Annotated in this window: 21 protein-coding genes and 1 other annotated feature; of the genes, 1 reads left to right on the top strand and 20 read right to left on the bottom strand. The window is 30.4% G+C overall.

From position 1 onward, the window contains the following. Positions 1-4: 4 nt before the first annotated feature. The 12 genes from M2214_RS06555 to M2214_RS06500 form a co-directional block, all read right to left on the bottom strand. The gene (locus M2214_RS06555) at positions 5-223 is read right to left on the bottom strand and encodes a FeoA family protein (protein WP_248483983.1); all 219 of its coding nucleotides are present in this window, start codon (positions 221-223) and stop codon (positions 5-7) included. A 136-nt stretch (positions 224-359) separates the two neighbouring features. Further along, positions 360-620, bottom strand: a complete 261-nt coding sequence (locus M2214_RS06550) for a DUF1292 domain-containing protein (RefSeq protein WP_248483981.1) — start codon at positions 618-620, stop codon at positions 360-362. A 70-nt stretch (positions 621-690) separates the two neighbouring features. After that, positions 691-1,110 (bottom strand): Holliday junction resolvase RuvX, encoded by a 420-nt coding sequence (gene ruvX / locus M2214_RS06545; protein ID WP_248483979.1) that lies wholly within the window; start codon positions 1,108-1,110, stop codon positions 691-693. A 9-nt stretch (positions 1,111-1,119) separates the two neighbouring features. Continuing rightward, positions 1,120-2,070 (bottom strand): aldo/keto reductase, encoded by a 951-nt coding sequence (locus M2214_RS06540; protein ID WP_248483977.1) that lies wholly within the window; start codon positions 2,068-2,070, stop codon positions 1,120-1,122. 66 nt (positions 2,071-2,136) lie between these two features. Continuing rightward, a complete protein-coding gene (locus M2214_RS06535; RefSeq protein WP_248483975.1) occupies positions 2,137-4,278 on the bottom strand; it encodes a hypothetical protein in 2,142 nt (713 codons plus the stop codon). Positions 4,279-4,288: 10 nt separating this feature from the next. Beyond that, on the bottom strand, positions 4,289-4,546 hold the full coding sequence (locus M2214_RS06530; RefSeq protein WP_305879818.1) for an IreB family regulatory phosphoprotein: 258 nt from the start codon (positions 4,544-4,546) through the stop codon (positions 4,289-4,291). Positions 4,547-4,683: 137 nt separating this feature from the next. After that, positions 4,684-7,323, bottom strand: coding sequence for an alanine--tRNA ligase (gene alaS / locus M2214_RS06525; RefSeq protein ID WP_248483973.1), 2,640 nt, complete (start codon positions 7,321-7,323; stop codon positions 4,684-4,686). Between the two features lie 101 nt (positions 7,324-7,424). Continuing rightward, positions 7,425-7,648: a binding site (T-box leader), on the bottom strand. Between the two features lie 54 nt (positions 7,649-7,702). After that, positions 7,703-7,891 (bottom strand): hypothetical protein, encoded by a 189-nt coding sequence (locus M2214_RS06520; RefSeq protein WP_248483971.1) that lies wholly within the window; start codon positions 7,889-7,891, stop codon positions 7,703-7,705. Positions 7,892-7,961: 70 nt separating this feature from the next. Beyond that, positions 7,962-9,047, bottom strand: coding sequence for a tRNA 2-thiouridine(34) synthase MnmA (gene mnmA / locus M2214_RS06515; RefSeq protein WP_330651564.1), 1,086 nt, complete (start codon positions 9,045-9,047; stop codon positions 7,962-7,964). Between the two features lie 260 nt (positions 9,048-9,307). Continuing rightward, positions 9,308-9,754 carry a Fe-S cluster assembly scaffold protein NifU gene (gene nifU, locus M2214_RS06510; RefSeq protein WP_256466722.1) on the bottom strand — a complete coding sequence of 149 codons (447 nt, stop codon included), beginning with the start codon at positions 9,752-9,754 and terminating at the stop codon, positions 9,308-9,310. After that, positions 9,754-10,941: a cysteine desulfurase NifS gene (gene nifS, locus M2214_RS06505; RefSeq protein WP_248483967.1), complete on the bottom strand. Its 1,188-nt coding sequence runs from the start codon at positions 10,939-10,941 to the stop codon at positions 9,754-9,756. The genes nifU and nifS overlap by 1 nt, the downstream gene beginning before the upstream one ends. Positions 10,942-10,969: 28 nt before the next feature. Then, positions 10,970-11,389 carry an RrF2 family transcriptional regulator gene (locus tag M2214_RS06500; RefSeq protein WP_248483965.1) on the bottom strand — a complete coding sequence of 140 codons (420 nt, stop codon included), beginning with the start codon at positions 11,387-11,389 and terminating at the stop codon, positions 10,970-10,972. Between the two features lie 323 nt (positions 11,390-11,712). Between M2214_RS06500 and M2214_RS06495 the strand changes: the two genes are divergently transcribed. Continuing rightward, positions 11,713-13,368, top strand: a complete 1,656-nt coding sequence (locus M2214_RS06495; protein ID WP_248483963.1) for a hydrogenase maturation protein — start codon at positions 11,713-11,715, stop codon at positions 13,366-13,368. Positions 13,369-13,402: 34 nt separating this feature from the next. Here the strand turns inward: M2214_RS06495 and murJ are convergent, their stop codons facing one another. From murJ to M2214_RS06455, 8 genes are all read right to left on the bottom strand, one after another. Then, on the bottom strand, positions 13,403-14,968 hold the full coding sequence (murJ, locus tag M2214_RS06490) for a murein biosynthesis integral membrane protein MurJ (RefSeq protein ID WP_248483961.1): 1,566 nt from the start codon (positions 14,966-14,968) through the stop codon (positions 13,403-13,405). A gap of 114 nt (positions 14,969-15,082) precedes the next feature. Continuing rightward, positions 15,083-17,110 (bottom strand): YgiQ family radical SAM protein, encoded by a 2,028-nt coding sequence (locus tag M2214_RS06485; protein WP_248483960.1) that lies wholly within the window; start codon positions 17,108-17,110, stop codon positions 15,083-15,085. Between the two features lie 154 nt (positions 17,111-17,264). Continuing rightward, entirely contained in the window at positions 17,265-18,179 is a 915-nt protein-coding gene (locus tag M2214_RS06480) for a tetratricopeptide repeat protein (protein WP_248483958.1), read from the bottom strand. 77 nt (positions 18,180-18,256) lie between these two features. Continuing rightward, positions 18,257-19,390, bottom strand: coding sequence for an ABC transporter permease (locus M2214_RS06475; protein WP_248483956.1), 1,134 nt, complete (start codon positions 19,388-19,390; stop codon positions 18,257-18,259). Between the two features lies 1 nt (position 19,391). Next, entirely contained in the window at positions 19,392-20,186 is a 795-nt protein-coding gene (locus M2214_RS06470) for an ABC transporter ATP-binding protein (RefSeq protein WP_248483954.1), read from the bottom strand. Continuing rightward, positions 20,176-21,189: an HlyD family secretion protein gene (locus tag M2214_RS06465; RefSeq protein ID WP_248483952.1), complete on the bottom strand. Its 1,014-nt coding sequence runs from the start codon at positions 21,187-21,189 to the stop codon at positions 20,176-20,178. Before M2214_RS06465 ends, M2214_RS06470 begins: the two co-directional genes overlap by 11 nt. A gap of 20 nt (positions 21,190-21,209) precedes the next feature. Further along, entirely contained in the window at positions 21,210-21,824 is a 615-nt protein-coding gene (locus M2214_RS06460) for a TetR/AcrR family transcriptional regulator (protein WP_248483950.1), read from the bottom strand. Between the two features lie 79 nt (positions 21,825-21,903). Beyond that, entirely contained in the window at positions 21,904-22,170 is a 267-nt protein-coding gene (locus M2214_RS06455) for a hypothetical protein (protein WP_248483948.1), read from the bottom strand. Positions 22,171-22,174 lie beyond the last annotated feature (4 nt).

Genomic DNA, 22,174 nt, shown 5'->3' with positions numbered 1-22,174 from the left:
CCTCCTATACTGCTTTTACTTTTATCGTTTGAGCTAATTTTCTTCCTATAGCTATTTCTTGAAATCTATTTTGTAGTACTATAGGACCAGCAAATACCTTCTGAGAACAAACTAAATTAGCACCTTCATAAAGACCTAATCTTATAGCCTGTACTCTAATCTTTTCGTTTGGTATATGTAATATTTCTATTTTTTGTCCTCTATCTATTTTATCTAAAGTCATTTCGATTCCTCCTATACTTAATTTAAAATCGTTCTCATTTCATAAATACATTATATTTCATATGATAATGAATGTCAATATTGTATTTTGATAAAAAAAATTCATACTATTTCTAGTATGAATTTAAAAAACTATATTATTCTAATCCTTCTTCTTCCATTAAAGTATGATATACAGCTACTACATTTTCATACTCTTCATCATCTTCTATAGGAACAATAGCATATTCTCCATCTACTTCTTCTTCCATTCTGAATATGTATGCTTCTTCATCGTCATTTTCTTCTAAAGGCATAAGGATTGCATATTCTCTTTCTTGAGCTTCTAAAGTCATTATAACTTCAAATTGAATTTCTAATCCATCTTCATCTACTAATGTTACTATATTTTCTTCCATTAAAGTCACCTCATTAATTTTATATTTACTATTATTATATACTAAAGTTATAATATTTAATATATAAATATTATATATTTCTTTTCATATCTAGGTATCCCTGTAAAATAAGTACAGCAGCTAGCATATCTATTACTTTTTTTCTTTTTTGTCTACTTACATCCGCTTGAATTAAAGATTTTTCAGCTGCAACAGTTGTAAGTCTTTCGTCCCAAAATTTTATTTCAAGGTCAGTTATAGTCTTTAATTTTTCAGTAAATTTAACTACTTTTTCACTTTGAGGTCCTAATGTTCCGTTCATATTTTTTGGAAGACCTACAACTATTTCTCCAACTTCTTTTTCTTTTATTATTTTATTAAGTTCTTCCAAATCTGTTTTTATTCCTTTTCTTCTTACTGTTGTAATCCCTTGAGCTGTAAGTCCCATTAAATCACTAACTGCTACTCCTATTGTTTTGTTCCCAACATCAAGTCCCATTATTCTTTTCATAAATTCCTCCTAAATTATCTTTATACAAAAATCTTTACAGTATTTTGAACAATATCCGCATAGTACACATTTATTTTTATCTATAACTACCTTGTCATCTATTATAGATAATGCCCTGTGTTGACACTTTGATACACAAGCACCACATCTTTCACACCAATTAGCTATTTTAAGCTCTCTTTTTTTATTGTTTAGCTTTTCTTTTATATCTTGAGGTATATCTTTTCCTTCAAATTTGCAAATATTAGCTATTACCTCTTCCTTTGACTGCATCCCTATAGCTATTGAATCTAATATATCTAAATTAAGCGAAAAATCCAATGCTTCATCATATGAGTGTATCAAGTTTCCTCCACCAAGAGGTTTCATAGCGTATATTCCTACATTATTTTTTTTCGCTTCTTTTATAGCTGCTAGCATATCTTCTATACTTCCATCGTGTATTCCGATTCCTGCCTTATTTACTATTGGATGAATAATATCTATTTCATTAATTTTAGAAGCAGCTTTTACTGCAGACACTGTATGGGTAGATATTCCCACTGATCTTATGTATCCTTTTTCCTTCATTTTGATGAAATATTCCATAGCCTCCCAGTGACCTCTTAATGTATGTTCACTTTCTTGTTCATGAAGCAAGAATCCATCTATGTAATCAGTATTCATCTCTTTTATTGCTTTTTTAAGGCTTTGCTCAGCTGTCTCTTTTGAATAAGAATACGATTTTGTTATAAGTATTATCTTATCTCTTTTATAACTTTTAAATGCCTCATTTACATGCTTATATGTACCATACAGTTCTGCTGTATCTATAAAATTAACACCTCTTTCAAAGGCCTCAATTATAACTTTTGCTCCATCGTGTGCACTAAAGTTTCGTTGAAGCGGTCCTATTGTTAAGGCTCCAAAACACATTTTAGAAACTTCAAATCCAGTTTTCCCTAATATATTGTAATCCATATTTTTCACATCCTCTACATCTACTTAATTTCTCAAAATAAGTCCCTGATTAACAGGGACTTAAAATTATTTTGATCTATCAAGTTCTTTTGCGAGCAATACAAGAACAGGTATTATAACATAAGCTATACTAGTTGCAGCTGCCACTACACCTGAATCATTAACTAAAAATCCTACTATACTTGCAACTATAATACTAGTCCATCCTTTAGTAAGGTATTGATATTTATCACATACTTTTTTAAGTATTCCAACAGGCTTTTGAAATAGTACAACTACTATTAAAAGTCCTAGTATTAAAACCTTACTCCATATAGATACTCCTATCAAGGTCATATTCATCTCAATTTTTCTAGTTATTATCTGAAGTATTACCAAAGGTCCTCCAGACGTTATCTTCTTTATAGCTCCTGCTAAATGAGATTGACTTCCTATAAAGTAGATATCTATTATAGCCATAGTAGATACTACACCAACCACAGCAACTCCTATAAGAATTATCTTCTTCAGATCTATTTTTATATCATAAAGTCTCATTATTAAATATAAGAATGAAAATACTGATGTTATAGTCCCACCTACATTAGCTCCCATCTTAGGATGTCCAAGTATTGCTATTGACACTATAAGTATCACAGATGCTATCTTTTTATTTATTATATTCTTTTCTAAAAGACCTACAACAAAGAATATTAATGAGCCTATTAAAACTCCCATATATTCATTTCCTACACCGTAGTATCTAGCTCCAATTATAGGATCGTACCCAAGTAATGAGCTTTTTATCATATTTTGGCCTGTAGCAGCATCTATCAATACTCCCACTGCAACCAATGCACTAAGAAGTATCAATTTATTCAAGTCATCTTTTACAAATTTGTAAACTAATGAATAAACAATTATTAATAATCCTACTATACATATTATTATGGACGCCTCTGTTGAATAATTAAATAATGGTGCTATTAATAATACAAACGGTATAGATATTGTAAATTTTAATATAGCACAAAGTACTTTAAATGTATTTTTAGGTGTCTTATGTCTAAAGAATATTGCAGCGAGCATTATCATCCACATTATCATCTCAAATGCAGCATAAGTATAAAGTACAGGTATTCTTATTTTCATATTAGACACTATTTTATCGTAATCCTTTGATAAAAACTCCATATTGTTGTCGTATGGAATTTTCTGTATAGTTTTTCCTACTATGACATCTGACTTTATTCCAAAATATTCAAATATATCTGCTGCTATATCTAAATTTGATAAAACACCTTTTCTTCTAGTTGTTCCTGATGTTAATAGTCCTTTTTCATCTTTCTCAAATATAACTATAGGCGATAGTCTATATCCATCTATATAGTCCTGCTTTTCAGGATAAGCACTAGTAATATATATTCTATCGTTTTCATTCGCCATTTCGAATACTTCTTTTAAATAATCACTTATATTAAAGTATATTTCTGTTTTCATTTTTTCATAAGAAGCTTCATTTAAATTTTCTTTATATAAATCTAATCTATACGTATCTCCAAGTTCTACTATAAGTAGATCACTTTCATCATAGTATTTTTGTGTTTCTTTTTTTAATTTATCATAATCTGTTCTTATTCCAAATGGCATAGTTTGATCTTTAATATTAATATTATCTATATTTCCATTTTGTACTTGTCCATTTTGGTCCATTCCTATAAGAGCTATTTCTCTATGTTTTGCTTCGTCTGTATCTGAATTCCCCAAAATAGCTAGATCAAGATTGTTATTATTAAATTCATATCCAATAGCACCTAAAAAAGCCCCATATTCTCCTTTTTCATTAGATGCATTAGTTTTATTAATATCTAAATTATTTATATATCCAGGATTTATTCCAGTTCTTCTTAGATATACTTCTTTGTTATTTTCATTTGAAGTTTCAAAATCTATGTCTGAAGGATTTATATAAGTTCTAGTTCCAGCACCTATGGCTGCATAAGACCTTATATCAGAGGTCCCCTTTGAACCTCTGATATTCATAAGTCCTACATATCCTTTTTTATCCATCTGATTTTTTAGATATTCTATATTTTTCAAATCATTTATACTAGTTCTATTTATATTTACTAATATAACTTTTCCTTTTTCATTTGCAAAACTCATATCTGGAACAGAATTAATTAGTACGACTATTAGTAAGAATAATACTAAAAACTTCTTTTTCAAATTCGTCTACCTACTTTCCTTCTAAATATTTTTTTAGAATTTCTTCTAATATCTCATCTCTTTCATATTTTTTTATTAAGCTTCTGGCATTGTTATGACTAGTTATATATGTAGGGTCTCCAGACAAGAAATAACCTATTAATTGATTTATAGGGTTATATCCTTTTTCAACTAAAGCTGCATAAACACTCTCTATTATTTCGTCGACGCTTAAATTCTCTTCTTTTGGTGCTTCGAACTTCATAGTATAATCCATATTTTCCATAATTAACACCTCTTTTGTATATTTTTGTTGACTTAATTTCTTCATAATAAACTATTATAACATAAAACAGGAGCATTAGCTTGCTCCTGTTTTATAACAAATATAAAATTATATAATTTTGAATCTAAGGAATTTTACAATTATTCCTTAATTTGATTTTCTAATACTTCTTTTGCTTTTAATAAAGCTTCTGGTAGCTTAGAAGAATCCTTACCTCCAGCTTGCGCCATGTCAGGTCTTCCTCCTCCGTTTCCACCAGCAACCTTAGCAACTTCTCTTATTATATTACCAGAATGTACTCCTTTTTCAACTACATCTTTAGTAGCAGTAACTATAAAATTAACCTTATCACCAGATTTATTTGCTATTACTACAACGCCTGATTTGAATCTATCTTTTAAATTATCTCCCATATTTCTTAGAGCATTCATATCCATGTTTTCAAATTTCGCTGTTATTAAATTCACACCCTTGATCTCTTTTTTAATTACAGCATCATCAACTGAAGCCATAGCTAATTTATTCTTTATACTTTCTAATTCCTTATTAGAATCCTTAAGTTCTTCTATAATCGACTTAGCTTTATTTATAACATTATCTTCTTTGACCTTTAAAGTAGCGCATACTTCGCTTATAACATCTTCCTTTTTGTTTAAATACTCATAAACACTAATTCCAGTTATAGCTTCAATTCTTCTAACTCCTGATGCTACCCCTGATTCTGAAAGTATTTTAAACATTCCTATTTGAGAAGTATTATTTAAGTGTGTTCCTCCACAAAGCTCAACAGAGTATCCTCCCATAGAAACAACTCTTACAACGTCTCCATATTTTTCTCCGAATAAAGCTGTAGCTCCCATTTTTTTAGCATCATCTATAGACATTTCAGTTGCACTAATATCTAATGAATTCATAATTTGACTGTTTACTATTAATTCTATTTTTGAAAGTTCTTCACTTGAAATACCTTCAAAGTGAGTAAAGTCAAATCTAAGTCTCTCAGCAGTTACAAGTGATCCAGCTTGTTGTATATGATCTCCTAAAACTTCTTTTAATGCCTTATGAAGAATATGAGTTGCAGAGTGGTTTCTAGCACTATTCATTCTTATATTCTTTTCTACTAAAGCACATACCTTATCATTAACCTTTACGCTTCCTGCTTTTATTGTAACTTCATGATGTATTCTATTATTTATACCTTTTTTAGTATCTAATACATCACACTCAAAGTTGTCGTTTGATAATATACCTTTATCTCCTGCTTGTCCTCCACTTTCTGCATAAAAAGGAGTTTTATCAAGTATTACAGTTACACGCTCACCATTATGAGCCTCAGTTACTATTTCATTTCCTTTTACCATAGCCTCAACTATACACTCATCCTCTAAAGATGTATAACCTACAAACTCACTAACTATATCCTTATCAAGCTTTGAGAATATATCTTCTTTCCATCCTTCTGATTCTCCATTTTGTCTTGCATTTCTAGCTCTTTCTCTTTGCTTTTGCATTTCTTTTTCAAAAGAATTTTCATCAACCTCAAGATTTTCCTCTTCAAGTATTTCCTTAGTTAGATCTATAGGGAATCCATAAGTATCATATAATTTGAATGCATTTTCTCCAGATAAAACTTTTTTATTGTTGTCTTTTAATTCATCTACATAAGATTTTAATATTTCTATACCTTGATCTATAGTCTCTTCAAATCTTTCTTCTTCTATTTTAAGAACCTTTTTAACGTAGTCTTTTTTCTCAACAAGTTCTGGATACGCTTCTCCACTTACATCTACAACCTTATCCATTAATTCATGTAAAAACGCTCCCTTTATACCAAGTAATTTACCATGTCTTGCAGCTCTTCTTAAAAGTCTTCTAAGCACATATCCTCTTCCTTCATTAGAAGGTAATACTCCATCTGCAATTAAGAAAGATGTAGCTCTTATATGATCAGTTATTATTCTTATAGATGTATCTGTTTTATTGTCTTTTCCATACTCAACATTTGATAATTTAACTATTGAATCTAGTATATATTTTATAGTATCAACTTCAAATATATTATCTACATCCTGCATTATACAAGCCATTCTTTCAAGTCCCATACCTGTATCTATATTTTTACTTGCAAGTTCGTTATAATTTCCTTGTTCATCCTTATCAAATTGTGTAAATACATGGTTCCAAAATTCTATATATCTATCACAGTCACATCCTGGTTTACAATCAGGATTGTCACATCCATATTTTTCACCTCTATCATAGTACAGTTCTGAACATGGTCCACAAGGTCCAGTTCCTATTTCCCAAAAGTTATCGTCCTTTCCAAGTCTAACCATTCTTTCTTCTGGAAATCCCATTTCCTTACTCCATATATCGTAAGCATCATCATCATTTTCATATACAGAAACCCACACCTTATCTTGAGGTATTTCTAAATGTTCTGTTATAAACTCCCATCCCCATTTTATAGATTCTCTTTTAAAATAATCTCCAAATGAAAAGTTACCTAACATTTCAAAGAAAGTACCATGTCTTGCTGTCTTACCTACATTTTCTATATCTCCAGTTCTTATACACTTTTGACAAGTAGCCATTCTTTTATTAGGTGGTACTTCTTTTCCCATAAAATACGGCTTAAGAGGAGCCATTCCTGCATTTATAAGAAGTAAACTCTTATCACTCTGTGGAACTAGCGGAAAACTTCCCTTTGCTAAATGGTCTTTTGCTTCAAAAAACTCTAAAAATCTACTTCTTATTTCATTTAACCCTAATTTTTTCATTTTTATTCCTCCTAATTTTATATTCATGATTATGTACAAAAATCAGTTTCATAATAAGTAACTGTTCAAAAAAAATAAAATCCTCGCCTCTATGAAAGAAACATAGGGGCGAGGATTGATCTCGCGGTACCACCCTACTTCAACTGCAATGCAGTCTCAGGATAAAGCCTTAGTTTTAACGGAGTCACATCCGACGCTTTCTACTTACTTGTTTCAAAAACGCTACTCCGAGACAGCTTCGATAGACCTATCTAGAAATCTTCCAGCCTAGGATTTCCTCTCTATAAGAATCAATCAATCTACTAATTCTCTTCACAGTATTTAAATATAAAATTTTACATAACTAGATTTTATATTCAAAATCAAATTATGTCAATAATTAAAAGAAATTTCTATCCATTCTATTCATTACTTGGTTTGCAACCTTAGCTACATTTCTTCCTGTTCTATACATTCTTCTTCTTTGTCCCATATTCATTCTAGATACCGCATACATAGAAGCTGCTGCTCCTATAACTCCACCTATAACCATAGGATTCGTCATAATGTTGTTATTATTATTTCTCAATGTCATTCACCCCTTTCTAAAATTATTTTTTACAAAGGAGAAAAATATATACTGAGTAAATTTTTCATGTTTATATTCTTTTTTCTATTATGCCTCCACCTATTACAATGTCTCCATTATACATAACTACAGATTGCCCAGCAGTTATTGCTCTTTGATTTTCATCAAATACTATTTTTATTTTATCTTTTCCTTCTTTATAAACTGTAGCATTTTCTGGTTTGCCAGAATATCTAACTTTAGCTTGAACTTTAATAGGTTCATCTATATCATCAAACGGTATGAAGTTTACATCAGTAGCTATTAATCCTTTACTAAATACATCATCATGATCTCCTAAAACTACTGCATTCTTCTTTGGTAATATATCTACTACAAACATAGGCTTTCCAAGAGCTATTCCAAGTCCTTTTCTTTGACCTATAGTGTAGTGTATTATTCCTTTGTGTTTTCCTAATATATTTCCTTCTTTGTCTATAAAGTATCCTTCTTTTATTTTTTTATTCGTATGACTTTTTACATATCCTGCATAATCATTGTCTTTTACGAAACATATTTCTTGGCTATCAGGCTTGTTTGCAACTATAAGCCCTACTTCAGCTGCTATCTCTCTTATTTTATCTTTTGTATAATATCCAAGTGGAAATAAAGTATGCTTAAGCTCATGTTGAGTCATATTATATAAAGCATAAGTTTGATCTTTTGCATCAGTTATAGACTTTTTTAGTAAATATCTATTTGTTGATTCATCATATTCTATCTTAGCATAATGACCCGTAGCTATATAATCGCAGTCTAACTGTTTAGCTTTTTCAAAAAATTCTCCAGATTTGATATACTTATTACATGCTATACAAGGATTAGGAGTTCTTCCTTTTGTATACTCATCTATGAAATAATCTATTACCTTTTCCTTAAAAACTTGTTTAAAGTTCATAACATAAAAAGGAATACCTATTTTATTCGCAACTCTTCTAGCATCTTCAACAGCTGATAGAGAACAGCATCCTCCTTCTCTTTCCATTATTTCCTCATCTTCGTCTTGCCAAAGCTTCATAGTTACTCCGATTACATCGTAACCTTGCTCCTTTAGTAAATATGCTGCAACAGAACTATCTACTCCTCCGCTCATACCTATCATTACTCTTTTTTTCAAAACAACCACCTCTATCTATTCTTATGATTAATCTTTGAGACTAAATTATTCGTATTTTCGATTTTAAAATTCGCTTCATGCTAACGCATGTCTCATGTCGCCAACGAGTCTTCACAGACTCCGTTGCTTAAAAATGAATTATAATTTACTTCTTCAATCAATATTATCTAAAGATTAAAAATTATACAAGTATATTATATGCTATTTTAATATAATATTTTAAAAAAAATTAAACCCGAGAATTTTCCCGGGCAATTTTTTTATTCCTCTTCTTCTATATCATGGTGATGATCATGGTCATCATCTATTTCTATATCGTCAAGTCCATCTATATGAACATTGTTCTTGTTAGCATAATCTATTATAGCTGACTTTATAGCTTGCTCTGCTAAAACTGAACAGTGCATTTTAACCGGTGGAAGTCCGTCTAAAGCTTCAGCAACTGCTTTATTTGTAAGAGTTAAAGCCTCTTGAAGACTCTTTCCTATTACCATTTCTGTTGCCATACTTGAAGTTGCTATTGCAGAACCACATCCAAATGTTTTAAACTTAACATCCTTTATGATATTGTCCTCTACTTTTAAGTAAATTTTCATTATATCTCCACACTTAGCATTTCCAACTTCTCCTACACCATCTGCATTTTCTATCTCCCCAACATTTCTAGGGTTCATAAAATGGTCCATTACTTTTTCTGAATACATTATTAGTTTCCTCCTTTAGCTACCTTTTCATATAATGGTGACATCTGTCTTAATCTATCTACTATTTTTGGAAGAGTTTCTAAAACGTAGTCTACATCTTCCTCTGTATTTTTGTATCCTAATGATAATCTTAAAGATCCATGTGCTATTTCATGTGTAAGTCCTATAGCCATTAACACATGAGATGGGTCTAATGATCCTGATGTACAAGCTGATCCACTAGATCCTGCTATTCCCATCATATCAAGACTTAATAAAAGTGATTCACCTTCTATAAATTCAAAACAGAAGCTTGTATTTCCAGGTAATCTATGTTCTAAACTTCCATTAACTCTTGTATAAGGTATTTTTTCTAAAACACCATTTATAAGCATTTCTTTAAGCTCAGTTAATCTCTTTATATTCTCATCTAAATTAATTCTTGCAAGCTCAGCCGCTTTACCAAAACCTACTATCCCAGCCATATTTTCAGTTCCAGCTCTTCTTCTTTTTTCTTGTGCTCCACCATGAACTATTGAATGTAGTTTTACGCCTTTTCTTATATATAAAGCTCCTACTCCTTTTGGTCCATATATTTTATGAGCTGACATAGCCATTAAATCTACATTTAAATCTTTAACATCTATGTGTACGTTTCCTAGAGCTTGAACTCCATCAGTATGGAATAATACGCCTCTTTCTTTAGCTATTTGTCCTATTTCTTTTATAGGTTGTATTGTTCCTATTTCATTATTAGCAAACATAATTGATATAAGTATAGTTTTGTCTGTGATACTATTTTTAAGTTCCTCTAAATCTATTCTTCCTTCAGAATCAACATTAAGATAAGTTATTTCAAATCCATGATGTTTTTCTAAGTATTCACAAGTATGAAGTACAGCATGATGCTCTATCTTAGTAGTTATAATATGATTTCCTTTTTCTTTATTAGCAAATGCAACCCCTTTAATAGCCCAGTTGTCTGATTCTGATCCACCACCAGTAAAGTATATTTCTGAAGATTGTGCATTTATAAGCTTAGCTACTTGATCTCTAGCTTCATCTAGACATCCCTTAACTTCTCTTCCGAAAGCATGTACACTAGATGCATTTCCAAATAAATCATTATAGTACGGCAGCATAGCATCAAGAACTTCTTTCTTCATAGGTGTTGTAGCTGCATAATCCATATAAACTCTTCTTTTTTCCATTTTGGCATCCTCCTACTTCATTTCATCTTTATTTTTGTTTTTTATGGTCATCTATCATATTTTGTAATGTAATTGAGTCTATAACACTGTCTACACTTTCTTTAATCTTTTCCCATACAACTTGAGTTACACAATGCCCCGATCTTTTGCATTCTGTCTCTTTCTCAAGAACACAATCCGATGGAGCTATAGGACCATCTAATATTCTTATTATATTTCCTACAGTTATATCATCAGCTTCTCTAGCTAATAAATAACCTCCCTGCGCTCCTCTTATACTTTTTATAAGTCCAGCCTTTCTAAGCTTTGCAAATATCTGTTCTAAGTACTGTTCTGATAAATTTTGATTTTGTGCTATATGTTTAAGTGGAACTGGTCCATCGTCTTGATTTAAAGCTAGTTCAAACATAGCTTTTAAGCCATATCTTCCTTTAGTTGATAGTTTCAATATATCACCTCTTTTAATTCCTAGTGTTTAACTATGAATTCTGACTTCAGTATATTATACCCAAGTAATTTTGTCAACATTCAATTTTATAAATTTTTTTAGGAAAATTTCACTAAATTTCGCATTATGTTAAGGTATAATCCCTATTTTTATCAAAAAATTTAATACATTCATGATATTTTAATTCCCTTTATTTTGGATTAAAGAGAGATTTTTTAGAATCTAAATATCCCAGATTTCCCAATTGATAATAATAATTATTATGTATTATAATAGTTAACAGCAATACTTTACAATTTTTTTATAAAAGGAGATATAGATATATGCAAATTTTATTTTTTTCAACAGCTCATAATAGTTTAAGTCAAAGAGCTTTTATTGAATTAACAGATCTTGGTCATAAAGTTTATGTTCAAATTGCTAGTGATGAACATTCAATGATAAATGCAGCAAATCATTACAAACCTGACCTGATTGTTGCGCCATTTTTAAAAAAATATATTCCTCAAACCATTTGGAGTCATTATACATGTATTATTATTCATCCAGGTATCAAAGGAGACCGAGGCCCTTCTTCTCTTGATTGGGCAATTCTTAACGAAGAAACAGAATGGGGTGTTACACTCCTTCAAGCAAATGATAAACTTGATGGTGGAGATATTTGGGCATCTCATAACTTTACAATGAATTCTGTAAGCAAAAGCTACTTGTATCGACACGAAGTAACTGAAGCTGCTATTAAATGTCTGTTAGAAACTATCTCAAAATACGAAAGTGGTGAATTTGTTCCCGAAAAGCTGAATTACAATCAAAATGATATTAAAGGTAGAGAGCATAAACCTATGAAGCAAAAATATCGTTCTATTGATTGGTTGGAATCAACTGCAATGATTTCCAAAAAAATTCGTTCTGCAGACAGCCAACCTGGGCTATTAGATACTATTTATGGAGAAAATTTTTATCTTTATGGTGTTCATGAAGAGAATAATTTAAAAGGAACCCCTGGTGAAATCATAGCAAAAAGAAATGGTGCAATATGTCGTGCTACTGGAGATGGAGCCGTTTGGATTACACACCTTAAAAGAAAAGATCAAGGAAATAGTATATACTTCAAACTTCCTGCTACACAAGTTCTTGGTGATAAAATAAGAAATATCCCAGAATTACCAGTCGATAATAGTGTTAAAGATGACACTTTCAAAGAAATATGGTATGAAGAAAAAAATAAGGTTGGATATCTCCATTTTGAATTTTATAATGGAGCGATGAGTACGAAACAGTGTCTTCGATTAAAAGAGGCATTTTTAAAAGCAAGAAAACGTAATACAAAAGTTATAGTGTTAATGGGAGGTTCTGACTTTTGGTCAAATGGAATTCATCTTAATGTGATTGAAGCCGCTGATAACCCATCTGATGAATCCTGGAAAAATATTAATGCTATTAATAATCTTATCAAAGAAATTATTTTAACAGATACCCATATTGTTATTTCAGCAATGCAAGGTAATGCTGCAGCTGGAGGTGTTATTTTAGCATTAGCTGCTGACAAAGTGTTTGCAAGAAACGGAATAGTTCTAAATCCTCATTATAAGAAAATGGGTTTATATGGTTCTGAATATTGGACATATCTTCTTCCTAAACGTATAGGAGAGCAAAAATCTATTGAAATAACAAATAACTGCCTTCCTATGAGTACAAAAACAGCAAAAAAAATAGGTTTAATAGATGATATGTTTGACAGTATACTTTTTAAAAATAAAATAGTGAAAACAGCTGAAAGCTTAGCTATAAGTCCTCTTTATAAAAAATTTTTAAAAGATAAGCAGTACAAAAGAAAAGAAGGCGAAAAAATAAAACCTTTAGAAACTTATCGTAAAGAAGAGTTATCTCAAATGTGGGACAATTTTTATGGTCCTGACAAAAGCTATCATATAAAGCGCAAACAATTTGTTTACAAGTTATCATGTACGAATACGTAATTTATGATAATTAAAAGAAAGAGATCTAGAAGTTTTACCTTCTAGATCTCTTTCTTTTGATTATTTCTTTTATATCATTTACTTCTTGCATATTTAAAATATTAGCAACTGCAAAGAACACTCCCGCTCCAATTAACGTATCAAGTGTTACTTGAATTATCTGCATCGTCTTATTATTAACATCAAAGTATTTATTGAATATTACATTTAATATAACTATAACAACCCCCATAACAATAGATGCAATTGTAGATTTGAAGAATGAAGTAGCTATTTCTTTTGAGTTTATTCCATCCATTTTTTTGCCTAAGGATTTAAATAACATACTCATATTTATAAAGCTTGTTATAGAATATGCAAGCGCCAGTCCATTTACCTTTAAAGGCGTCCAATAAGCCAAAACCAAACTTAATACTATATTTCCAAACATAGCCATAAAACTTATTTTGACTGGGGTTTTAGTATCATGATTTGCATAAAACCCTCTTGTTAAAAGCTGAACCCCGCCTTGAAATGCAAGTCCCAGTGTATAAAAAACAAGTATTGTAGCAGTTACCATTGCATCTTCTTCCTTAAAAGCCCCTCTTACAAATAATAATCTTATCAAAGGTACTCCTAAAGTCATAAGTCCTATAGCTGATGGTATAGTAACGAAGAATATATTTCTCATACCCATGGCAAAAGTTTCTCTAAAGTCTTCTATTTCTCCCTTTGCTATTTGAGCAGTTATAGTTGGGAATATCACTGTTGCTATGCTAACAGAAAAAATTCCTAAAGGAAGCTGCATTATTCTATTAGCAAGTCTTAATGCCGTTATACTTCCTTCATCAAAAGCAGATGCTATATTTTGGTTTACTACAAGGTTTATTTGAGTAACAGATAAACCTATCATAGCAGGAACTATTAGCTTAAATATTTTCTTAACACCAGGATGCTTTAAATCAAATGTGAATCTATAGTATTTAGCTCTTTTAGATACAAATATAAATTGATATAAGGCATTTGATACAGCACCTATAACAACTCCTATAGCCATACCTTTTATTCCAAATGTAGATGATAAGAATATAGTTCCAAATATAATACCCAAATTATACAGTATAGGTCCTATTGAAGGAGCATTGAATATCTTATAAGAGTTTAAAACTCCCGTTTCAAGACCAGCAAGAGCAGTAAAGGTTACAGCCGGAAACATGAATCTTGTAAGTTGTATAGTAAGATCTAGCTGTTCTCCTTTGAAATTATAAGCTACAAGCGGAACTAAATATTCAGCAAATGTCATCCCCAAAATAGATAACACCATTAAAAGCAGGACAGTTATATTTATGAAAGTAGAAGCAACCTTCCACGCTTCCTCTTCATCTCCCTTTGACAAGTAACTCGTAAATACAGGTATAAATGCTGAACTTAAAGCTCCCCCTATTAAAAGATAATACATCATATCAGGAATAGTAAAAGCCGCAAAGAACGCATCAGTTTCTAACCCTCTACCAAATTTATTGGTCATTATAACTTCACGTACAAATCCAAGTAGTCTACTAAGTATCATTATCAGCATTACAAATACTACTGTTTTTGTTGTCTTCTTTTGATTTTTCATATAATACTCCTTTTTAATTGTATGTAATTTCACTATGTAATTATAATTTGATATCATGTAGTGTGTCAACTACAGTATTTGTGTAGTTGTATAGAAAGAAAGGATAACTTAGAGCTATCCTTTTCTTTTTCTTCCTTTAGATTTATTTTTTCTATTATTTTTATTATCAAATTTACCACTACTATTTTTACTCGATCTATCATCTGATTTATCATTAAACTTGCCTTTGGATCTATCATTAAATTTACCTTTTGATTTATCATTTGATCTTTTGTTGTTTTTATTGTTAGTTTTACCACTAGATTTCTTATTAAATTTACTATAATCTTCTTTTCCTCTAGCACCTCTAGGCTTTATCAAACACTTAGGCCCAAATCCTATAAGATCTTCTCTTCCAGATTTCATTAGAGCTTCATAAACTAAATCGTAGTTTCTAGGATTTCTATATTGAAGCAAAGCTCTTTGCATAGCTTTTTCACTCTTAGTCTTTGGTATATATACATCTTTCATAGTTAATGGGTCAAGGCCTGTATAAAACATTGTAGTAGATAATGTTCCAGGTGTTGGATAAAAATCTTGAACCTGCTCTGGTTGGTATCTAATGTCTCTTAAATACTCTGCAAGCTCAATTGCAGTATCCAGTGTACTTCCTGGATGACTTGACATTAAATAAGGGATTATAAATTGTTTCTTTCCTAACTGATCATTTATCTTATAGAATTTTTCCCTAAATTTATCATAAGTTTTTCCTGCTGGTTTTCCCATATACTTAAGAACCTTAGGAGATATATGTTCAGGAGCTACTTTTAACTGTCCACTAACATGATGTTCTACAAGTTCCCTAAAGAATTTATCACTTTTATCAGCCATTATATAATCATATCTAAGGCCTGATCTTACAAATACTTTTTTGATATTAGGTAATTTTCTAAGTTTTCTAAGAACACCTAAATATTCACTATGATCAACATTCATTTGCTTACATGGATTTGGAGATAAGCACTGTTTATTCTTACAAGCCCCTGATTTTAACTGTTTTTCACACGCAGGCTTTCTAAAGTTTGCAGTAGGTCCACCAACATCGTGAATATATCCTTTAAAGTCTGGATACTTAGTTATTTCTTTAGCTTCTTTTATTATAGATTCTTCACTTCTACTTTGAACTATTCTTCCTTGATGGAATGTTATAGCACAAAAAGAACAACTTCCAAAACAACCTCTAGAACTTACTATACTAAATTTAACCTCTTCAATCGCAGCGATTCCACCTTGCTTTTCATATATTGGGTGGTAATTTTTCTGATAAGGTAAATTGTATACCTTATCAAGTTCTTCTCTTGATAACGGCATTTGAGGTTTATTTTGAACAAGATACTTATTAGCATGTTTTTGTACTAGCATACTTCCTATTACAGGGTCCTGAGCTTGATATTGAAGCTTAAATGCTTTTGCATATTCTATTTTATCTTTAAATACATCTTTAAAAGATGGTACCTCTATATAATCTTCATACAGTTCTTCCTTATCATCTACCATGTAGCAAGTTCCATCTATATGTCTTATATACTTTATGTCAAATCCATCATTTAAGCTGTTTGCAAGTTCAACAACTGGTCTCTCTCCCATACCGTATATAAGCATATCTGCTCCACTATCCACGAGCATTGATTTTCTAACTTTATTTTCCCAATAATCATAATGAGCAAATCTTCTAAGACTTGCCTCAACCCCACCTATAATTATAGGTATGTCCTTATATACTTCTCTTATTTTATTACAATAGACGATAGTTGCTCTATCAGGTCTAAGACCCATCTTTCCACCGGGAGAATAAAAATCTTTTTCTCTCACTCTCTTACTAACTGTATAGTGGTTTACCATAGAGTCCATGTTTCCTGCGTTAACTAAAAATCCCAGACGTGGTCTTCCAAGTTTTTCAAAATCACTAGTACTCTTCCAATCAGGCTGAGCTATTATTCCAACCTTATACCCTGCATCTTCTAAAACTCTAGATATTATAGCCGTACCAAAACTATGGTGATCAACATACGCATCACCTGTTACTATTATAAAATCTAATTGTTCCCATCCTCTATCTATCATATCTTGTTTATTAATAGGTAAAAATTTATTTTGTGTCATATCAATCACCTGCCAATTTTCATTCTATAGGAATTACAATATTTTTGTTTTATGAATAACTTATTAAGAAAGCTATACTTACAGCTATTTTTAAGCAACAGATCCCAGAGGGATCGTTGGCGACATGAGTCAGTGCGTAGCAACTAGACGAATTTTATCTAAACATTATTTTGTATGCCTGCATTTCTCTAATAGGAGCTAATTCTTCATCTTCATTTGCATATTCAAGAAGTTTCTCACTAAGCTCTATAGCCTTTATCAAATCCTTAAGAGCTAATTCATTCATTCCAAGCCTAACATAAAAGCACGCTCTATTATAATATAGCACTGATGTTTGTGGGCTATTTTTTATTCCTTCACTTATAATTTCACAAGCCTTTTTATATTTTTTTTGTCCCTTATATATAATGCTTAAATTTAAGTATGAATAAGGGTTTTCTTTATCTCTTTTTATACTCATTTCATAATATTTTACAGATTCACTTTCTCTCCCTAACTTTTTAAGTATCACTGCCATATTAAAAAGTGCTGTAAAATGATTAGAAATAATGCCTAAAGCTTCTCTAGTCATATCATAAGCCAATTCATTTTCGTTCATTTCTTCATATAATGACCCTAAATTTGTATATGCCCAAAAATCATTTGGATTAAGTTCTATAGCTTTCTTATAATTTTTTATAGCATTCTCACTATCTCCTATCTCATCATAGGCAGTAGCCAAGAAAAAGTAAGCTCTGTCATATTTATCATCAATCTCAACAGCTTTTTCATAGTATTTAATAGAAGTTGTATACTCCTGTTTATTATCGTATAAAGCTCCAAGTCCAAAATACGCTCTAGCTTCATTTTCATCTATGTTTAAAACTTCTTCATACTTTTGATATGCAAAATCATAGTTTTCCATATCATCGTATGCAAGAGCCATATCTAAAAGCAGATCTATATCCTCGCTTCCACCTTCTAAATCATAAGCTTTATTGTAGAAATTTATAGCTCTAATAAAGTTTCCATCTTCACAGAATTTATTAGCAATATTTTTGTAGTTATTTATCATATAAGTATTTTTCATATCTTGTACCTCTCCAATGTATTGTATTACCCATTAATTATATCAATAGTTGGATATTTTACAACATTTTTAGAGTTTTAATCTAATTTTTTCTTAAATTTAACAGAAGATATACATAATAATACAGTACCAAATATAAATAAAATAACTACATCTTTAATTAAATAACTAAGTCCTACCCCTTTTAATATGATGCCCCTTAATATATTCAAAAAATACGTAAGCGGTATTAAATAACCCGAAATATTTATTACAAAAGGCATGGACTCCCTCGGAAACATAAATCCAGATAAAAGTACACTAGGCAATATGAATAATATAGTAAGTTGCATTGCATGAGCTTGATTCTTTGCAACAGTTGATATTAACATTCCTATAGCCAGTGAGCATATAACAAACCCAAGTCCTAATAATATGAGTAATAGCATATTGCCTTTGATAGGAACACCAAACCATAAGGTTCCAAAGAACAACGATATTATAAAATCTATGCTTCCAATTAAAACATAAGGAATCATCTTCCCTATTATAAGTTCTGATGATTTTATAGGTGTTACTATCAGTAACTCTAAAGTTCCTTTTTCCCTTTCCCTGACAAGAGAAAAAGCAGTAAGCATAACAGTTATATTTTGCATGATAAGTCCAATAAGCCCAGGAATTATAAATTTTGAACTTTCAAGGTTCGGATTATACCAAACTCTAGTCCTCATATCTATTCCAGGTGTGTTCAATGCATTTTTGCCAGTTTTTTGCATAAAATCTTTAGATATCTCTAAAGAATGCATATTAGTAGTAAGTACTCCACTTTGAAGTGCAGTTCTAGCTATAGTTGGGTCTGTTCCATCTATAATTAGTTTTACTTGTGCTTTTTCATTTCTTTTTAAATGCTTTGAAAATCCAGAAGGTATTATAATAGCAGATTTAACCGTTCCTGTATCTATTAACTTTTGAATACTCTGCATATTATCTACATATCTATTTGGATTGAAATAGTTTGAATTTTTAAGAGAATTTATATACTCCCTACTCTCTAAAGTGTTGTCATTATCAAATACAGCCATACTTATGTTATCTACATCAGTATTTACAGCATATCCAAATATAAATACGAATACTATAGGCATTAGTAAAGCTATAACAAGACTTGCTTTATCTCGTTTTATATGAATAAATTCTTTTTTCATTATAGTAAGAAGTCTTTTTAAGCTCATACTATTCACCTTCTCTTTTTTGGATAAATTTCATTTCTTCAAATGACGAACGTATTTTTTCTCCAGTTTGTTCTTCAACATAACTTATAAATACAGATTCTAAATTGTTGCAATTTCTTTCTTTTACTAATTCTGCTGGTGCACCCTTTGCTATTATTTTTCCAGAAAACATAAACGCTATCTCATCACAGCTTTGTGCTTCATCCATATAGTGGGTTGTAACTATAATTGTTATACCTTGATTAGATAATTTGTGAATAAGTTCCCAAAATATTCTTCTAGATACAGGATCCACTGCTGAAGTAGGTTCATCTAGTATTAAAAGCTTTGGTTTGTGTATTAATGAACATCCAAGAGCTAATCTTTGCTTCCATCCTCCTGATAAATTTTTTGTAATAACTTTTTCTTTGCCTTCAAGACCTGCCATTTTTATGAGTTCATCAATTCTTTTATTTTTAACATTGCTAGATATTGTATAAATACTCGCATAAAAATCTAAATTTTCATATACAGTTAAATCCTCATATAAACTAAACTTCTGCGACATATATCCTATATGTTGCTTTATTTTTTCAGATTCATTTACCACATTAAATCCTAATACACTTCCACCTCCATCCGATGGAGTTATTACACCACATAACATCCTTATAGTTGTGGACTTCCCCGATCCATTAGGGCCTAAAAGACCATATATTTTTCCTTTTTCTATTTGAAGGCTTATATTATCTACCGCTTTAAAATCTTTAAATGATTTTGAAATATTTTTGACATCAATAACTAAATTATTTTCCATTTAAATCACCTTCTAAATCTACATCTATTAACATACCAGGCTTTAATAAGTTTGACTCATCATCGATCTTAACCTTTACCTCAAATACCATCTCCTCCTTACTTTCCTTTGACTCTACATTTTTAGGAGTGAATTCTGCTTCAGATGATATATATATAATTTTGCCTTTTAATTTTTTATTGCTTAAATAATCTGCTTTTATACTTACCTCTTCATTTAAACTTACTTTATCTAGATATTTTTGAGGAATGTATATTTTAACCCATCTATCACTTAAATTTATTATATTAGCTATATTAGCACCATTTAATACAAGTTCTCCTACATCGTAATTAATATTTTGAACAATACCATCAATAGGAGAATATATAGTAGCTTTTGACAACTGGTAGTTTAATAAGTCCACATTCGCCTTCATAGAGTCAACTTGAGCTTTTGCCTTTTTAATTCTTTCATTAGTAGACCCACTCATCACAAGATCGAGACTTGATTTTGCTGATTCATACTGTTTTTGTACATTTTGAAAGTTAGAATATGCTTTATCCATAGAAGTTTTAGCACCATCTAAGTCTTTTTTGCTTACAGCATCTTGTTCATATAGGCTTTTTAAATCATTGTAATTACCTACTAAATATTCATATTCACTTTTAGATCCACTTAAAAGCACTTCTACGCTTTCTACGTTTGCTTGAGCTTTTTTTATTTCCTCACTTCTTGACCCACTCGATACTTCGTCAAAATCTGCTTTAGCAGCATTAAGTTGTGCATTTGCTTGATTTAACTTAATCAAAATAGAGGTATCCTCAATTTGAAGTATTTTATCACCTTTTTTTACACTACTTCCTTCAGTAACAAATACATTTTTTACAGTTGATGATACTTCACTGTTAAGATCAACCTCAGTCGCTTCTAGAGTTCCTGTATACACTAAACTGATATCTTTAGAACATCCAGTTATGCTGAATGCTATTAATAATATAATCAAAAACTTTAATCTACTCAATTTAATCCCTCCCCAATATTTTATTTGTCCAAAATCCCATTTAAAAATATATCTACAACAATATCTATCTCTTGCTCTAAATCATTGACCTTATTCTCACTAGGTATAAAATATCTTTGCATGATCATCATAAAAGCCATACCTATAAAAGACCTCATCAATATAAACGACTCTATATTTTTGATTTTTTCTCTTTCTCTTATTTCACTGAATAGTTCATTAAATAATATGCTTATCTTCTTAGCTATTTTTTCTAGATAAATTATTCTAACTTCTTCATCAAATTGCATCTCTTGAAAAATAACCTTTATATACGAAAAATACTCATTAAGAAAATTTTTTCTATCTAAAATTATAAGCTTGAGTATCTCCTTTATAGGCTTATGTTTATTATTATCTACTATTGACTTTAAACTATTAAAAGCAAAATTTTCTGTAAATACATCGACAAAATCTAAAACTGCAAAGTGTAATATATCTCTTTTCTTAGGAAAATGTCTAAACAGAGTAACCTCTGCCACCTGTGCCTTTTGAGCTATTTCTAAAGTTGTTGTAGATGAAAAACCCTTTTCAGCAAATACCTCAATTGCAGCTTGCAATATTTTTTTTCTCGTTCTAGATATTCTGCTATCCATAATACCCCTCCATCAGTTTTGTAAGTTAGTACTTACATTTATTATATGCAAAATAAAAAGAACCTTCAACCGAAGATTCTTAAAAATCACACATTATTTCTTCTTTAGGTATTAACACCCCACAAAACCCATTATAATTATTTACTAAGTACTTATACTCCTCTGGTAGTTGTTTTCTATTATTTAAAATTTCAAGAACTTTTTCAACCTGCTCTTTTATATCTTTAATATTCTTTATTCCTTCATATTCATTATCTAACAAATATCTAAGTATATAAGCATATCCATAAGAATACAATCCTATTTCTTTTAAGTACATCATATCTTTATAACTTAATCTGTGCATGATA

The sequence above is a fragment of the Tepidibacter aestuarii genome (assembly GCF_934924865.1).
In the GTDB taxonomy this organism is placed as follows: Bacteria; Bacillota; Clostridia; order Peptostreptococcales; family Peptostreptococcaceae; genus Tepidibacter_A; species Tepidibacter_A aestuarii.
This window is presented reverse-complemented; position numbering and strand designations above follow the sequence as displayed.

Bases quoted from the DNA above. Each gene is read 5' to 3' on its own strand.
- M2214_RS06555 (WP_248483983.1), bottom strand. From the start codon at position 223: ATGACTTTAGATAAAATAGATAGAGGACAAAAAATAGAAATATTACAT.
- M2214_RS06550 (WP_248483981.1), bottom strand. From the start codon at position 620: ATGGAAGAAAATATAGTAACATTAGTAGATGAAGATGGATTAGAAATT.
- ruvX (WP_248483979.1), bottom strand. From the start codon at position 1,110: ATGAAAAGAATAATGGGACTTGATGTTGGGAACAAAACAATAGGAGTA.
- M2214_RS06540 (WP_248483977.1), bottom strand. From the start codon at position 2,070: ATGGATTACAATATATTAGGGAAAACTGGATTTGAAGTTTCTAAAATG.
- alaS (WP_248483973.1), bottom strand. From the start codon at position 7,323: ATGAAAAAATTAGGGTTAAATGAAATAAGAAGTAGATTTTTAGAGTTT.
- nifS (WP_248483967.1), bottom strand. From the start codon at position 10,941: ATGGAAAAAAGAAGAGTTTATATGGATTATGCAGCTACAACACCTATG.
- M2214_RS06495 (WP_248483963.1), top strand. From the start codon at position 11,713: ATGCAAATTTTATTTTTTTCAACAGCTCATAATAGTTTAAGTCAAAGA.
- murJ (WP_248483961.1), bottom strand. From the start codon at position 14,968: ATGAAAAATCAAAAGAAGACAACAAAAACAGTAGTATTTGTAATGCTG.
- M2214_RS06485 (WP_248483960.1), bottom strand. From the start codon at position 17,110: ATGACACAAAATAAATTTTTACCTATTAATAAACAAGATATGATAGAT.
- M2214_RS06480 (WP_248483958.1), bottom strand. From the start codon at position 18,179: ATGAAAAATACTTATATGATAAATAACTACAAAAATATTGCTAATAAA.
- M2214_RS06475 (WP_248483956.1), bottom strand. From the start codon at position 19,390: ATGAGCTTAAAAAGACTTCTTACTATAATGAAAAAAGAATTTATTCAT.
- M2214_RS06470 (WP_248483954.1), bottom strand. From the start codon at position 20,186: ATGGAAAATAATTTAGTTATTGATGTCAAAAATATTTCAAAATCATTT.
- M2214_RS06460 (WP_248483950.1), bottom strand. From the start codon at position 21,824: ATGGATAGCAGAATATCTAGAACGAGAAAAAAAATATTGCAAGCTGCA.
- M2214_RS06455 (WP_248483948.1), bottom strand. From the start codon at position 22,170: ATGCACAGATTAAGTTATAAAGATATGATGTACTTAAAAGAAATAGGA.